Raw genomic sequence first — 13,871 nt, 5'->3', positions numbered from 1 at the left:
GCATTTCTGATCTCAGTACGGGACAGCTATCAAATAGGACATGGTCCCGTCAATAGGGACAGGTAGAAGAAGTGCGCAAAAGCGAGATTGCCCCGTACAGCACAACAGCGCCTGATCGAGAATGCGTAAGCTACCGCGGAAAACGATCAGTCAACCCATTTGACGGGACGATGTCCCATTGCTATAGGGCTAATCTGCGTCGCGTGCCGGACAAGGGATAAGGGACGCATCAGTGACCAGAAAAGCGGCGGCCAACTTGACAGTCCCCGGAAGCTCACAATGCCCGAATCTCTAAGAAAACATTCTTATTCAACAGGAAATCTGCCGCGAATCATTACTCCCAACTTTCTTTGGACCGGCGGCATTCTTGAAGTCCAATATGGACAGGAGATGGTGAATGGGCATTTTTCGGTCTACCTCGTGGTCGGATCCGAAAAATCTATCCTGATCGATACCGGCCATGCAATGCACTGGCCAGAGCTGGAGGAAAGCGTTGAATCCTTTCTTAACGGCCGACCCCTCGACTACGTATTTCTCACCCACGGGGAATATCCGCATGCAGGCTTGCTGCCACAGTGGATGCACAAATATCCCGATGCTCTCGCCATCGGCGATATTGCGGACTATCGGTTGTATTTTCCCGAACACGCAGACCGGATCAGAATCGTCAGAGCAGGCGAAACTGTCGAGTTGGGGGACCGGCAACTAACTTTCCTGCCAGCAATCTGGAAGGATTTGACTAACACGCTCTGGGCGTTCGAGCCTGTCGAGCGAATTCTGTTCGTCTCTGACGGCTTCTCCTATCTGCACTACCACGAGCAGGGCCAAAGTGACATGTACTCCAGCGAGATGCCGCCTGCCGATGAGAAGATGATCCAGTTTTACAACGAGCGTGCGCTGCAGTGGACGAAGTACACCGACGTTGAACGAACCTTCGCAGACCTCGACATGCTGGTGACCACGCTCAAGCCGACCTACATCGCGCCGGCGCACGCCAATCTGATCGATACCAAGGAGGACATGATTCCGAGAGTAAAATCCGCCATGACGCAAGGATATGCTCAAGGATTCCAGATCCTGAAGAGCCCGGGAATGATCAAGGCATGACGACCACCAAGCTGCAATACAGTCAAGTCGCAGACACATCGACTGCTGCGCGACAGGTCGTCAGGTTCGAACCTCTCGCACAAGGAGAAGTTGGGGCAACTGCAGCAGGCGTTGAGATTGAAAAGGGATTTTACGCACTGGGTGGCAGCGTCGCGTCGAATGCGGTCAGTTGGATGCCGGCCGATTTTGGGGGCCATCTGCCCATCCAAGCTTACCTAATCGTCGATGACGATGAGTATGTCCTGATCGACACCGGTGTAGCAGTTCACCGGCAGACGATCATGGACGCACTTTCCCGCCTTGTTGGCACACGCAAGCGCGGGCGGATAATGCTGACAAGGCGCGAGCCGGACGTTCTCACCAACCTCCCGGCAATCGCCAACAGCTTCAAAATCAGCGGAGTATTCGCAGGTGGCGAACTCAACCCTCTCGATTATTTCGACAGCATGGATGAGGCGAGCACATACGCGCTGATGCGATCGATTGCCAAACCGCAATTCGAAGTGCTTCGTCCAGGGAGTATCATAACCCTTGGCGAGCGGAAGCTGGAATTCCTGCGCACATCGTTGAAGGTTCTTGCCACGAACTGGATCTACGAACACACATCGAAAACACTGTTTTCGTCGGACTCGTGGGCGTTCGTCACATCAAGCCGGGAAACGGCTCCGTTTCGAGCCGATTTGGCCGCAAACGATAGCTGGCTCTCAACCACCGCTGTTGAAAACTATTTGGCCAGAAAATTCGACTGGATGGTGGCGATTGATACAACACCGCTCCGGCAGGATCTACAGGAGGTATTTGAAGCGCGAGAAATCAAACGCATCTGCCCAAGCTCAGGCGCTGTTATTGAAGGCTCCGATCTTGTCGAGCGGTTTGTGAAATCAACGCTCGATGCGATGCGCGGGATGTCGAAGCGGAAGTGGGAGAGCGCGCTCAAGGATTTCGAGTTTCCACCGGACTTGGCCGTTCCGGATGACAGGCGCGGTTCGATCGCATACGACAATAGCTAGAGATGCCTCGGATATCTCCAGCGCGGGCGCATCGAATCCCGGACAGCTATTGCGTGTCGGCCAAGCACGATCGCAGGTGTTCTTGTACCGCAGAGGCACTTTCACAATCTCGCCCAGCAATGGATCCGACAGCAGGCTCAACGCTGGCGCAGTACGCACGAACTGGAAATAGAAAGGGCGTGGTCGCCCTGCGTGCAAGCGACAGGTCCCGGAGGCACAATGCGCATTCCTGAAAAATATTCGTGCGCCTGCATCGCATGCCGCAACGCTTCCCCACCCGCCAGGCTGCAAGCAACCGACGCATCTCCTGGCATCTTCACGCCGCGAAGTCCACGCCTCGCCGCACCCCTTCCGGCCCGGCTCGCCAATCGCAAGGCTGATAGTTCGTTGATAATCAAGAATGCCTGCGTGCTGACTATGGATCGGGCACTCGGCGATTTCGAACAGGCCGACATTCTTGTTGTCGGCTCCAAGATTGCTGAAGTGAAACCGAATGTTCACGCTCCCGACGCGGAAGTCATAGATGGGTCCGGGATGATTGTCATGCCCGGTTTCATCGACACGCACAGGCACAGTTGGCAAGCCGCATTTCGCTGGTTCGCGCCAAATTCGACGATGGAAACCTATGGGCAGACCGTAAACAAGATTCTTCAATCAATCCGACCGCAGGACGTGTTCATTGCAAATCGGCTGACCTGCTATGGAGCAATCGATGCAGGCATCACGACCATGCTCGATTGGTCGCACGTCTCGAACACACCCGAACACTCCGACGCGGCAGTCGAAGGCCTGATGAACTCAGGACTGCGCGCCGTCTACGGGTATGCCTATTCCCGGGCAAACGTAGGCCTCTCTTTTTTTCCCGAAGACGCAAGGCGGATAAGGTCGACTTACTTCTCCTCCCCCGATCTCGTAACCATGTATATGGCTGCCAATATCGACCAGACCAACGCCTGGAAACTTGCCAGAGAACTTGATCTTCGCATCTCGGGGCATGTCTTCCGACCGAAGGATGGAGAGGTTCTCGAAGAGGTCGGCCGTGCGGGCCTCCTGGGGCCCGACGTGACGCTTATTCATTGCACGCCGCAAGTCACGGACCTCGGATGGCGTATGATGGCCGACAATGGCGTCAGCATTTCCTTGGCCACTATCTCGATTTCCCAGATCGGCGTTGCATCCGGGATTCCACCGATCCAGAAGTCGCTTGATGTCGGCATCCGCCCGAGCCTCAGTATCGATGTCGAATCCGTCTTGCCAAACGACTTTTTCAGCCTCATGCGCGTAACGCTCAGCCTCCAGCGTTCTGCCGCAAACGAACTCAGGCTGACCGGCGCGCAGAACCCTCCCGTCTTGCTGACAGCACGCGACGTACTGGAGTTTGCTACAGTTCAAGGCGCGAAAGCCCTCGGACTGGAAGACAAGATCGGCACCCTGACACCCGGAAAGGAAGCCGATCTCATCATGCTTGAGGCCGACGCAATCAACACTATGCCGCTGAACAATGCCGTCGGCACCGTTGTCGCTGGCTGCACTGCGCGCAATATCAAGCTCGTGCTGATTGCCGGTCAGGTCGTCAAGTGGGGTGATGAACTTCCCGGCGTCGATCTGAAGCAACTGGAACATATGGTCACCAGATCGCGCGACTGGGTGGCGCAGGCGGCTGGATATCCGCCCGATGTCATCGGAAATGGATACTAGCGCCTGTCATGATCAGGTAAAAAATTTGCCGGAAACATCCGGCAAAGCTCTAGTTTTGCGCACACAACGCAGCAAGATTGAGGCCTTGAAGCCGGCTTCGATACGGCTCCTTTGCTTCCAGTCGCAAAGCCTCGCGCACTGCGGCGAACGCCGCGTCAACCGCCTCACGCCCCTCGATCCAGCTCCCGAGGCTAGGACATAGCCTTTCGATCTCATACGTCTGGGCAATCGCGTCAAGATCACGCACAAGCGGCTCAGTATCCGTCGCTTGCAGCCAGTTGAACTTCTCGTCCAGATAGGTTTTCGCCAGATCGACCGTAATGCTGGAGCCATTGGTGTACGCCTTCGCAGGCCCGGGCTCCGGCTGGGTAAGGAACGCGAAAGTATCGCTGCTGAACAATGTCCGCGTCGAACGCTCATAGAGCCAGAATGTAGTCAGCACACGCAGGCTGATCCTCAGGACTTCCAGTTTCAATTCGCCCACTGCAGCCGTATGGCCAGCAGCCATCCAAATCAGCGGCCGCTTGCTAACACCGCTTGCAACGGCCTGCGCTACTGTATTTTCGAACAGATCGAAAAACTCAAACGGGTCGAGAACGCCACCGCAATAAACCTGTTCTGCTGAGAGGGCGTCCACCAAAGGGCCCATATTGATCAGCACATCGGGCTCTCGGCGCGTGAGAATGATCTTGACCCTGCCGATTGCATACTTCGCCTTCAGGGCGTTGACGGCCTGAAGTATCCTTTCGAAATGCAAAGTAATGCCTGTATCGATGAGCATAAGCTCATCCTGAGAAATCAGCACATAGCAATTGATGGGGATGAAGCCTGCGAAGCCCCGTGGGAACAGGCTGAAAGGTCGCTCAGCGGATATGCTTCCTCCGAGTACAAACAGTCTGTCGGGGACGACTTCTCTCACAAGTTCTTCAGTCACGCTCGGTTGCATGTTTGTGCCTGTACAATTCTTCGAACAGTGAATAGCCGGACGCCCGATCGCTTAGGCGATCCTCATGCCTTCCTTGATGAGAGGCAGCAGTTCCTCTGGCATGTTTATGACGCCGCCATGTGCGGGAGCTATCATCCGAGGCTGCAGTTGACCCAACATCTGGTCAATATCGTTAAAAGTCAGCTCTGCATCGAAATACCGTGTCCACTGCAGAGCCAACTGGTTGAAGAATTTGATCGACTCCACATCTGGAGCCGGATGCTCCCCGGTGAAGAGGTCGCATTGCCCATCTTCGTGTTTGTGCAGGAATGCGAAACCATCGGACACGAACAAGACACGGTCTTTGGTGTCGAAAGCCCACAGGCTCGGAAGATCCTGCCAAACTGCAGGGACAAAAACGATCCGACGGTTACCTAAATCTATGGAATCGCCTGCTTTCTTCACGTTCAAGCGATTTGCGATTCTTGGGTAGTAAAGGTCGAAATCCCTCACATTGCCCACAACCTCGCAATCGGGATATCGATCGATCCAATGTTCGATGGCGCCACAATGCGGCAACTCGCAGTGTGTCGGGAACAGGTAGTCCAGGGGACGCCCGTCAAGAAACGTTTCGACGTCCTTTAGGAGATTCGGAAACTCTGCGACAAGACCTGTGTCGATGAGCATTGTCTTTTCGCTGCCGAGCACGACGAATGCAGACAGATGCGAATGAATTGGGCCACCTTTGTATTCAAATAAGAGGCACCTGCCCGTCCAGAGAATGCTGTCTGTGATTTTCCGCGGCAAACTTCCCGTTGATGGGCAGGAGGTGGCTTCCGAACTCATTTATTCGACTCATTCCCAATGCGGCCTCGGTAAACAAATAATTTAGGGACACCATCCCGTCAATAGGGACAAATAGGAAATGTCTCGAGCTCGGCGATAATGCGTGGACTTCCTATTTCTTAAAAGACGCCCTTGTTCATCGCTGCACCGGACGGCTTCACATTCTTCCTCGGCCAGCATCAGCCCGTTCACGGCGCCGCGACTGTTTAATAATGGGATTTCAAGGAACCCTGACAAAGACTTAACGCAAGGGTCTGTCACTGCGATGAACTGGCTGAGCATGACGCCGCTCGCGCATCACCGCCTACAACTCGGACGTGTGCTGCAACCGCCGACTTGTTGCGCGATATTCCGTTGCTTATTCGCCTATTGTTTCTAACGTGTAGAGGGAATGGCGCTTTTTGTAGCTGAGTAGTTGTGATAGCGCGTCGACCTGATCATCGTGTTTTCCACGTGGAAAGGCCATGATTTCGGCTTTGAATAGCTCCAGCCAATCTGCCGCCGCTGGGAGGTAAACCTCCCCGTTTTCGATGCGTGCCGATACGGCGGACATGCGAACGATCTTGTCGCCGGCGGGCTCAATTGCTTTCACCGAGATGAACTCGCGCTTCAGATCCTGTATCAGACTTTGTCCACTACCCTTGTCCTCAATGAGAACGGCATTGGCCCTCCAACGGGCCTTTAATGAGATCACCGCCTTCTTCAAATCAGGATAGTCCAGACGACGTCGGAACACGTCCAGAATGTAGACGAAATCTTTGATCACAAGCGCTGTTATGCAAACCGAATAGTCGTTTAGCTCTCCCGACTTCGACGCGGTATCCCAGCTTTGAACAATTGTAGCTGGATACGTTGCGGGTGGTGCCACATGGTAGATCCGGAACCAGTCGATCTTGACCAGATTGCCGCCATGAGCGATCGGCATTTGAAGGTATTGGCCCGCAAATGGGATTTCACCCATCTGCGCGCTTAGACCCGCAAGGATTTCGAGCGACTCGCGTTCTGGATGCAGAGCGTCTCCGGCCTTGCGATGATGAAACCTGGTGAGGCTCAGAGGGATTGCCTCATTCTGCTGAGCAATAGCTGGCAGATTGAGGACATGCCAACCTCCCTTTTCCAGAAGGTGGCCAGCAAGATCCTCGACATGCAGTCTTTGCATGATCACAATGATGGCGCCTTCGCTCTTGCTGTTCAGGCGGGACAGGAGCGTTTCGTTGAACCATTTGATGACCTTTTCCCTCGCGATTTCAGACTCGGCATCGACTTGTTTCATTGGGTCATCGATGACGAGGTAGTCACCGCCTCGTCCCGTCAAAGGGCCGCCAACAGTCGTTGCCAGGCGAAAACCTCCCAGCGTCGTGCGAAGTTCGGTCTGGGTGTCTTTGCGTGGGTCGAGCTTGAGATCAGGAAACAGGCGTCGATACCAGGCGGTCTTCATCAGAAGCCGGGTACCGTTAGAAAAATCTGTCGCAAGGGAATCGCCATAGCTTGCACAGATAATTTTCCTGCTCGGATCGCGGCCCAATAGCCATGCCGGAAAACAGACCGAAGCCAGATGGGACTTCAGGCTCCGAGGAGGAAGCGTGACGAGCAGTCGTTTGATTTTGCCCGCTTCAACTTGCTCCAGTAAGTGGCAGATTGCTGCGATATGCCAGTTGTAGCTGAAATTAGTCTGATTGAACTCGACGAACGCCTTTTCTGCAAAGGCGGCAAGGTTATTGCGAAAAAGCGCGTCCAGGCGCCTGTGAGGTGGATAATGGTACATCTCATTCCTCTTCGGACCTGAGGTACCTATCCATGATCAACTGATCCTCAGCACTGATGTCATCGGCGGGCGCGGATTCGATTGACATTGCCGGCAGGAGTTCGGATGTCGCTTTAAGCAAAGAGAAGAATGTTGTTGCAGCCTTCTGATCACCTTTCATCGCCCTCGCAAACAACAGGCGCACAAGTGCCTCACGTTTGCTGAAGGTTTTGACACTGTCGCCCTCGCGGATCGCTATCGGTTCGTCCAGGACTTGTTCGACAAGACCGGCAATCGATTTCGTACCTTTTTTCTTTCCCTTCGGATTTCCTGACTTACCTGGCTTGAACCGCGTCGCCTCGGGCGGCTTGCCGTAGCCGATTTCATAACCCGGGGCTGGATCTGAGGACTTGCGATGTCGGTTCATGACTATCTCATGGCGACGGATATCGGGACCACGGGCTGGACTCCATTTTGTCGGAGGTAGTTGTGGTCTCCGCAGGTGAGGAGGCTGCAATCGTCGCATTGTTGCCGGCTGCCGGCCCGTCCGACTTTCGCTTCAGAACTTCCGAGAAGGTTTCGCCAGTGCGGGCCAGGATCGCATCATCCTTCGCATAGTTCTGCCATCGCTTGACCGCGACATCGCAGTAATGCGGATCAAGTTCCATCGTGCGTGCACGACGCCCTATCCGTTGTGCAGCGATCAGTGTCGTTCCGGACCCGCAGAATGGGTCGAGAACAATGCCGCCGCGCTGGGAACAGTCCAGCATGGCGTCGCAAACCATGGCGACGGGTTTTGTCGTTGGATGCATCAGCAGCGCTTCTCTCGCGGCTGCACCTCCTGAATTCACACCGCGATATTGCCAAACGTTGGTTCGGTAACGGCCCTTCTGCCCAAGTTCAAAGGTGTTGATATGCTCAGCGGAACCATTCTTCCAGACATAGATCAACTCATGTCGGGAACGATAGAAAGTTCCCATTCCGCCAGCATCTTTAACCCAGACGATAAGATTCTTGAGCTCAGCAAAGGTGTTCTCACCAGCCTCTTGCATCTCGGCCATATGGCGCCAGTCCATGCAGATATAGTGGATCGATCCATCGATCGAATGCGCTTTCAACTGCTCAAAAACGTCCGAAAGGAAGCGCGCAAATTGCGCACGCGACATTTCTCCTGAGGCCATTGCGAATTCGCGGTGATGAATACGGCCTGATCCCCCTGCATGGCCATCGATGCGGACGTTGAAAGGCGGGTCAGTGAAAACCATCTGCGCAAGTTCTGGCAAGGAACCGTCGACCCATAGCAGTTGCTTATAGGCGTTGACATCGCGCGCGTCCCTGCACAGCAGACGGTGAGGTCCGAGTTGCCAAACGTCGCCAGTTTCAGTCACGGGATTGGCGCTGGAAGGTTCGGGGATATTATCATCAGCTGGGTCAGCGTCAGCTGGATTCACACCGACATCGATGAGGCTGTCGATCTCCGCGATTTCGAACCCTGTGATCGTCACATCTATTTCTGGCGCCTGGCTGACAAGAAATTGGAGCTCAATCGCCAAAATCTCATCGTCCCATCCCGCGTTTAGCGCGAGTTTGTTGTCAGCCAGGATGTAGGCTCGCTTTTCGCTTTCAGACATTTTGCCGATCAGAACGCACGGGATTTCCGTCATCCCTAGGAGCTTCGCTGCTTCGACACGTCCGTGGCCTGCCATGATCACGCCTGCCTCATCGATGATGACAGGGTTTGTAAACCCGAAGCGGCGAATGCTGTCAGCAATCTGCTTGATTTGTTTCTTTGAATGCGTACGCGCATTCCGCGCAAATGGCTTCAGCTCGTCAGTATAGCGGTGGACAATCTTCGGAGATTTCATTTGCCGATCTCCTCTTGACTCGCCATTTGTTGCTGAGCCTTGCGATCGGAGGTTTCGCGTGCCTTTTCCAGCGCAAGCTCTGCAATGCGCTTCAGGAAATCTTCATCCGGGTCCAGACCAGTTGATGCCCAGTCCGCATACGCTTTGGCGAAAAAACGATCTGCCTGGTTTGTGCCCAAGGCACTTGCGCCCTGAATCAATTCCCAGAGCCGCATCATGCCCAGCGCCATATAATTGTCCGAATGGACACCTTCGCCACGCAAGATCTCCTGGCCCTTTGCCGAGCGCGCAAAGGTTTCGACAATGCTGAAGAGTTCGGGTTGATTTTGCCGGAGCGCCTTCAGGTCGTTCTTCCAATGCATATCCAACTGCACCTTGCGTGCTTTTTCTAGGAACTCCTCTCGACGAGATTTCCATTTCCGCTGCAGGCGCTTCACGACAGCATCATGGTCCCGCCGATCGCCAATTATCCGACGCGCGGAATTGGTAAAGTCCTCACCCAGTCCCATGGTGAGATGCAATGCAACACGGGCCAGAATGCGATCATCCTCTGCACGCGTGGGAGAAGTGCCAATTGGTCGTCCGCGGGGTTTGGGCTTCTCGATGCTCATTCGGGGTGGTGGAACACATTTAATACACCTAGTCAACCGCACTAAATCCTTGGTTGTGGATAGAACACTTTCTCATTGGAAGCGCATCGAGCCGAAGAGCTGGCTATCGCCGCTTGCTAAAGTTGGGTAGATGACAAGGCGAGCGGAGCGGATCGTCATCGTTGCAATTACAAAATAGCTGCTTGACGAGGGCGGCTCGGGCGCACGAACCCTACTTAACCTCAGTTCCCTAAATGCCCATTGAGTTTCGCTGCTAGGCTCGTTTCGTTCCCTGCTAGCTCGATAAAATTCCCTGCAATGGCTGCTAGGGAATTTTCTCGCAAATACCTGTTATGTTTAATGTATTTGTCGTGTATCTGGGCCGAAACACAGCGAATTGGCCGAATTTCCCTGCTTTCTGCCGGTTTGCAGGGAATTGGTAACCGAGACTAGTTCGCTCTGGACTGCAAACACCACCATTCGAACCATTGAATCCTTAGCTGAACAGTAAGGCCCGACGAGGGGCCACCTTCCCGACATGCGACCATTTACGCATTGTTTCGCGCGCCGTAAGGCTCCGGCGCGCTCTTCCTTGAATGGACGCACGTTGCGCCCGGCTTGGCATAAGCCATGCTTCCTGACACACTCGAAAAAACAAAAGCACATGGGGCTGCTTCGGAAATGCTCAGGATTGTGCGGCCGGCCGGCTTGTTCATAGCCGTGATCATGTTGTCGATCTGGGCCGGCGGACTCGCCGCTCAACCCCAGCCCGGCCCGACGACGAATCAACCCAAACAAATCCTCTTCCTCTATTCGCTTGGTCCGAACTTCCAACCATGGGCCACCTGGAGCAGGGTTGCCCGCGAAGAAATGAACCGGCAATCACCTTGGCCGTTGGATATTCGCGAGCAATCTCTCGTTACGGCCTTAGACGGCCAGGATGCCGTCAATGCAAAATTTGTCGAATATCTCACGGCACTTTACACGCAACGCGAACCGGACTTGATCGTCGCCATCGGAGCGCCCGCTGCTCGCTTCGTCCAGCAATATCGCGCGGACCTCTTTCCCAACACGCCGATGCTTCTCGCCGCGGTTGAAGTGCGCCGGGTCCAGAAATCAATGTTGTCCGGGCAAGACACGGTGGTCGCGACACATGTCGATCACGTTGCTGCGTTCGAGAACATCCTGCATTTATTGCCAGACACGAAGACGATCGCGATGATTATCGGCAATTCGCCGGGCGAACAGCTTTGGATCAAGGACGTGCAACGAGAGCTGAAACCGCTACTCGGAGATCGTGTCGAATTGCGCCTCTACAACGATCTCCCCTTTGAGGAAGTGCTGCACGAACTCGCGAATCTGCCACCCGACAGCGCGATCTTTTTTCAGCAGCTGATGGTCGACGGCGCCGGTGCTGTCTATGGAGACAAGGAGCCATGGAAACGAATCGCCGAAATCGCCAATGCTCCGATCTTTACGCAGGAAGGCGCGTTTTTCGATGGAGGCTTTGTCGGTGGCCCAATGTTATTGCCGAGTGACGGCGGTGCAAAGATCGCGGCAGCTGCCATCCGAATCCTGGGCGGAGAGAAAGCAAGCGATATCCACGACGCCCCGATAAGCTTTGCCGCACCCATATATGATTGGCGACAGCTTCAGCGCTGGAATATCAGAGAAAGCCTGCTGCCCTCCGGGAGTGAGATAAAGTTTCGGGAGCCGACTGCGTGGGAGCGCTACTCCTGGCAGATCATCTCCATCGCGATAGCCTTGTTGCTGCAGGCAGGACTGATTGCGGTGCTCTTGCACGAGCGTCATAGACGCCAATTGGCCGAGGTACAGTCCCGGGAGAGATTGGCGGAACTCGCTCACGTCAACCGACTGTCAACCGCCGGCGAACTGAGCTCATTGATCGCTCACGAAATCAACCAGCCGCTAGGCGCAATACTGGCGAACGCAGAAGCTGCCCAGATCATCCTCAAGCGACCGCGTCCCGACATGGCGGAACTCTCAGAAATCGTAGATGCAATTCAGCGCAATGATGAACGCGCCACAGAGGTCATCAGGAGGATGCGCAGCCTCCTGAAAAAGGCGCCTTTTGAATTGACAGGCATGGATCTCAACGACGTCGTGAAAGAGACAATCGAGCTGGCACTAACGTTTGCTCGCGGCAGACAGGTTGAACTTCGCAGCTCGATTTCTTCCGAGCCGCTGCCGATACGGGGCGACCGCGTCCAGCTCCAGCAGGTCATTTTGAACCTCATCGTGAACAGCATTGACGCGATGGGGCATATTTCGGTCGAAGGTCGGAATATTACTATCCGAACTTCGCGTGACGAAGGGTTCGCGGAGTTGTCTGTCTCAGATCGTGGCCCAGGTATCCCCGACCATCTGCTGAAGCAGATATTCGACCCGTTCTTCACAACCAAAGCCGAAGGCATGGGCATGGGACTGGCCATCGCGCGCACAATCGTCGAGGCACACGGTGGCACTCTCCAGGCACAAAACCAGCTGCGAGGCGGTGCGAGGCTTACGGTCCGTCTACCCTACGCACCATCTTGAAATACCGCAGTGCACCTCTTGGTCAGGCGAGTACGTCGGCGCGATCCGGTGAGCGACGAAACTCATCGTAGTAGATGCTCCATTTGCCAGTATGCCTGGAGCGATAGGGGCCGAATTTGAAGTACTGATTGCTTCCCAAGCCGGGGTCGCCGTGACCGATCATGCCGGTGACCGTAGCTACAGGTCGCGAGTTCGCATAGATTTCGATCCTGCCATCTCCTCCCGGGCCGGGCTTTGAATAGACCACGAGATCAATCCAGCCGGTGTCGGGCGGAGGCAAGGAATTGCCGTGGTTTGCAACCGCAATTCTATCGGTGAAATGCGTGTAGAGTTTGCCTTCCTGAGGCGTCCAGCCTGGATCAGTCGCGACCAGCGCACGCATTTGGTTCTTCTCGGGCCGCATAAAGACTGGCACGCCCTCGAATTTTCCCTTGCCATCAACGGGGCAGCCGTCCAGCGGGGGGCGAAAGTTCGTTTCAACTGTCATATGAAGCTTGCCGTGTCGAAGGCGCAAAGCAAGGAACGGACTGAAATCACCCGAGGCTCCTGGAAGTATTTCACGCTTCCACTGCGCAATCAGGTATCGATGGTCATCGGTCGGTATCGGATCGGCGAGTTTGAACGCGAACCCATACCAGACCCCCTGATTGTAAGGAACACGAAGGTCCGTGCGCTCCCAAATCTCGGCGCGCTCGCATTCGACGCCGTTTTCCAGTTTGCGTGAGTCGACGCTGAGCTTCAGCGCCCGCTTCCCCGAGAACACGTCGCTTCCCTGGAACTCGACGCTGCCAGCACGCTGTTCTGCGTTCAAGCGATAGTATAGCCCGCCATCAGGCGAAAAATCAGTTCCTTCGAAATCATCCCTCAGCTTCGCGAGCCCAGGTGCTTCATTTGCGCTAAGCGCTGCCTGAGCTTGCCTGCATGAAGATATCATCTCGGCAGGCCCGGCAGTTGCAGGCGCTGGATCACGATCAATACCATTGCCGTTGTCCAGCCGAAAATAATCCAGCCATTGACCGCCTCAAATGTCGCCAATATCCGGGATTCCCGGTCCAGCACGATGTCGCCATATCCCACAGTCGTAAAGGTGACCGTGGAAAAGTACAGTGCATCGTCAAAATTCGGCAGTGCGCCCCGAATCTTATATGCGCTTGCCCACAAGAATACGTCGATGGTGATAGGTACCAGCAGGAACAGGATCCATAGCACGACAACGAGGTTCGGTCGTCGCTTCAGCAACGCGTGCCCATTCTGTTCCATGGATCTCAACGTGCCCAGACCGATCGACATAAACACGGCCTGAACGACGACCGTGCCGGCGATGAGGCCGCCTGCCAATATCAACTGGTACAGCATGGACCCACTCCCCCGGGATGTTTGAACTTCAAGTCTTGAGCCACATTGGAGAGTAGGCCGATAGTCTGGCAACCGGCCATTGTCCCTCGGATCAATAGCAAGAAGAAGACCCTCAAAATAAGATGCAATTGGGAAACACGAGCTGATGCCGGGACAATAGTGCCGCCCAAAATG

At 54.8% G+C, this 13,871-nt stretch carries 12 protein-coding genes; 4 read left to right on the top strand and 8 right to left on the bottom strand.

The features are described 5' to 3' along the window. The first annotated feature begins 279 nt into the window (after window positions 1-279). The 3 genes from M9924_11405 to M9924_11395 all read left to right on the top strand — a co-directional run bounded on the left by M9924_11405 (window position 280) and on the right by M9924_11395 (window position 3,815). On the top strand, window positions 280-1,107 hold the full coding sequence (locus M9924_11405) for an MBL fold metallo-hydrolase (protein MCO5065004.1): 828 nt from the start codon (window positions 280-282) through the stop codon (window positions 1,105-1,107). After that, on the top strand, window positions 1,104-2,117 hold the full coding sequence (locus M9924_11400) for a hypothetical protein (GenBank protein MCO5065003.1): 1,014 nt from the start codon (window positions 1,104-1,106) through the stop codon (window positions 2,115-2,117). The genes M9924_11405 and M9924_11400 overlap by 4 nt, the downstream gene beginning before the upstream one ends. A 387-nt stretch (window positions 2,118-2,504) precedes the next feature. Then, on the top strand, window positions 2,505-3,815 hold the full coding sequence (locus tag M9924_11395) for an amidohydrolase family protein (protein MCO5065002.1): 1,311 nt from the start codon (window positions 2,505-2,507) through the stop codon (window positions 3,813-3,815). Window positions 3,816-3,864: 49 nt separating this feature from the next. On the opposite strand, the gene M9924_11390 is transcribed toward M9924_11395, so the two are convergent. From M9924_11390 to M9924_11365, 6 genes are all read right to left on the bottom strand, one after another. Beyond that, window positions 3,865-4,749, bottom strand: coding sequence for a hypothetical protein (locus M9924_11390; protein MCO5065001.1), 885 nt, complete (start codon window positions 4,747-4,749; stop codon window positions 3,865-3,867). Between the two features lie 63 nt (window positions 4,750-4,812). After that, complete coding sequence (locus M9924_11385; protein MCO5065000.1) at window positions 4,813-5,586, bottom strand: MBL fold metallo-hydrolase; 774 nt, start codon at window positions 5,584-5,586, stop codon at window positions 4,813-4,815. Between the two features lie 358 nt (window positions 5,587-5,944). Further along, window positions 5,945-7,351: a phage terminase large subunit gene (gene terL / locus M9924_11380; protein ID MCO5064999.1), complete on the bottom strand. Its 1,407-nt coding sequence runs from the start codon at window positions 7,349-7,351 to the stop codon at window positions 5,945-5,947. Window position 7,352: 1 nt separating this feature from the next. Beyond that, window positions 7,353-7,757 carry a DUF5681 domain-containing protein gene (locus tag M9924_11375; protein ID MCO5064998.1) on the bottom strand — a complete coding sequence of 135 codons (405 nt, stop codon included), beginning with the start codon at window positions 7,755-7,757 and terminating at the stop codon, window positions 7,353-7,355. 7 nt (window positions 7,758-7,764) lie between these two features. Then, window positions 7,765-9,195 (bottom strand): site-specific DNA-methyltransferase, encoded by a 1,431-nt coding sequence (locus M9924_11370; protein MCO5064997.1) that lies wholly within the window; start codon window positions 9,193-9,195, stop codon window positions 7,765-7,767. After that, window positions 9,192-9,806: a hypothetical protein gene (locus M9924_11365; protein ID MCO5064996.1), complete on the bottom strand. Its 615-nt coding sequence runs from the start codon at window positions 9,804-9,806 to the stop codon at window positions 9,192-9,194. Before M9924_11365 ends, M9924_11370 begins: the two co-directional genes overlap by 4 nt. Window positions 9,807-10,415: 609 nt before the next feature. On the opposite strand from M9924_11365, the gene M9924_11360 reads away from it, so the two are divergent. Then, window positions 10,416-12,341, top strand: coding sequence for an ATP-binding protein (locus tag M9924_11360; protein ID MCO5064995.1), 1,926 nt, complete (start codon window positions 10,416-10,418; stop codon window positions 12,339-12,341). A gap of 22 nt (window positions 12,342-12,363) precedes the next feature. Here the strand turns inward: M9924_11360 and M9924_11355 are convergent, their stop codons facing one another. Then, window positions 12,364-13,275, bottom strand: a complete 912-nt coding sequence (locus M9924_11355) for a polysaccharide lyase (protein ID MCO5064994.1) — start codon at window positions 13,273-13,275, stop codon at window positions 12,364-12,366. Next, on the bottom strand, window positions 13,272-13,697 hold the full coding sequence (locus M9924_11350) for a potassium channel family protein (GenBank protein MCO5064993.1): 426 nt from the start codon (window positions 13,695-13,697) through the stop codon (window positions 13,272-13,274). The genes M9924_11355 and M9924_11350 overlap by 4 nt, the downstream gene beginning before the upstream one ends. Between the last annotated feature and the right edge of the window lie 174 nt (window positions 13,698-13,871).

Source organism: Rhizobiaceae bacterium, from assembly GCA_023953835.1.
GTDB lineage: Bacteria > Pseudomonadota > Alphaproteobacteria > Rhizobiales > Rhizobiaceae > Mesorhizobium_G.
The sequence above is the reverse complement of the archived record's forward strand: the minus strand, read 5'-3'. Positions and strand labels throughout refer to the sequence as shown.

What these genes read in the sequence shown, in the direction of transcription:
- M9924_11405 (MCO5065004.1), top strand. Translation starts at nt 280, where the DNA reads ATGCCCGAATCTCTAAGAAAACATTCTTATTCAACAGGAAATCTGCCG.
- M9924_11400 (MCO5065003.1), top strand. Translation starts at nt 1,104, where the DNA reads ATGACGACCACCAAGCTGCAATACAGTCAAGTCGCAGACACATCGACT.
- M9924_11385 (MCO5065000.1), bottom strand. Translation starts at nt 5,586, where the DNA reads ATGAGTTCGGAAGCCACCTCCTGCCCATCAACGGGAAGTTTGCCGCGG.
- terL (MCO5064999.1), bottom strand. Translation starts at nt 7,351, where the DNA reads ATGTACCATTATCCACCTCACAGGCGCCTGGACGCGCTTTTTCGCAAT.
- M9924_11375 (MCO5064998.1), bottom strand. Translation starts at nt 7,757, where the DNA reads ATGAACCGACATCGCAAGTCCTCAGATCCAGCCCCGGGTTATGAAATC.
- M9924_11370 (MCO5064997.1), bottom strand. Translation starts at nt 9,195, where the DNA reads ATGAAATCTCCGAAGATTGTCCACCGCTATACTGACGAGCTGAAGCCA.
- M9924_11365 (MCO5064996.1), bottom strand. Translation starts at nt 9,806, where the DNA reads ATGAGCATCGAGAAGCCCAAACCCCGCGGACGACCAATTGGCACTTCT.
- M9924_11360 (MCO5064995.1), top strand. Translation starts at nt 10,416, where the DNA reads ATGCTTCCTGACACACTCGAAAAAACAAAAGCACATGGGGCTGCTTCG.
- M9924_11355 (MCO5064994.1), bottom strand. Translation starts at nt 13,275, where the DNA reads ATGATATCTTCATGCAGGCAAGCTCAGGCAGCGCTTAGCGCAAATGAA.
- M9924_11350 (MCO5064993.1), bottom strand. Translation starts at nt 13,697, where the DNA reads ATGCTGTACCAGTTGATATTGGCAGGCGGCCTCATCGCCGGCACGGTC.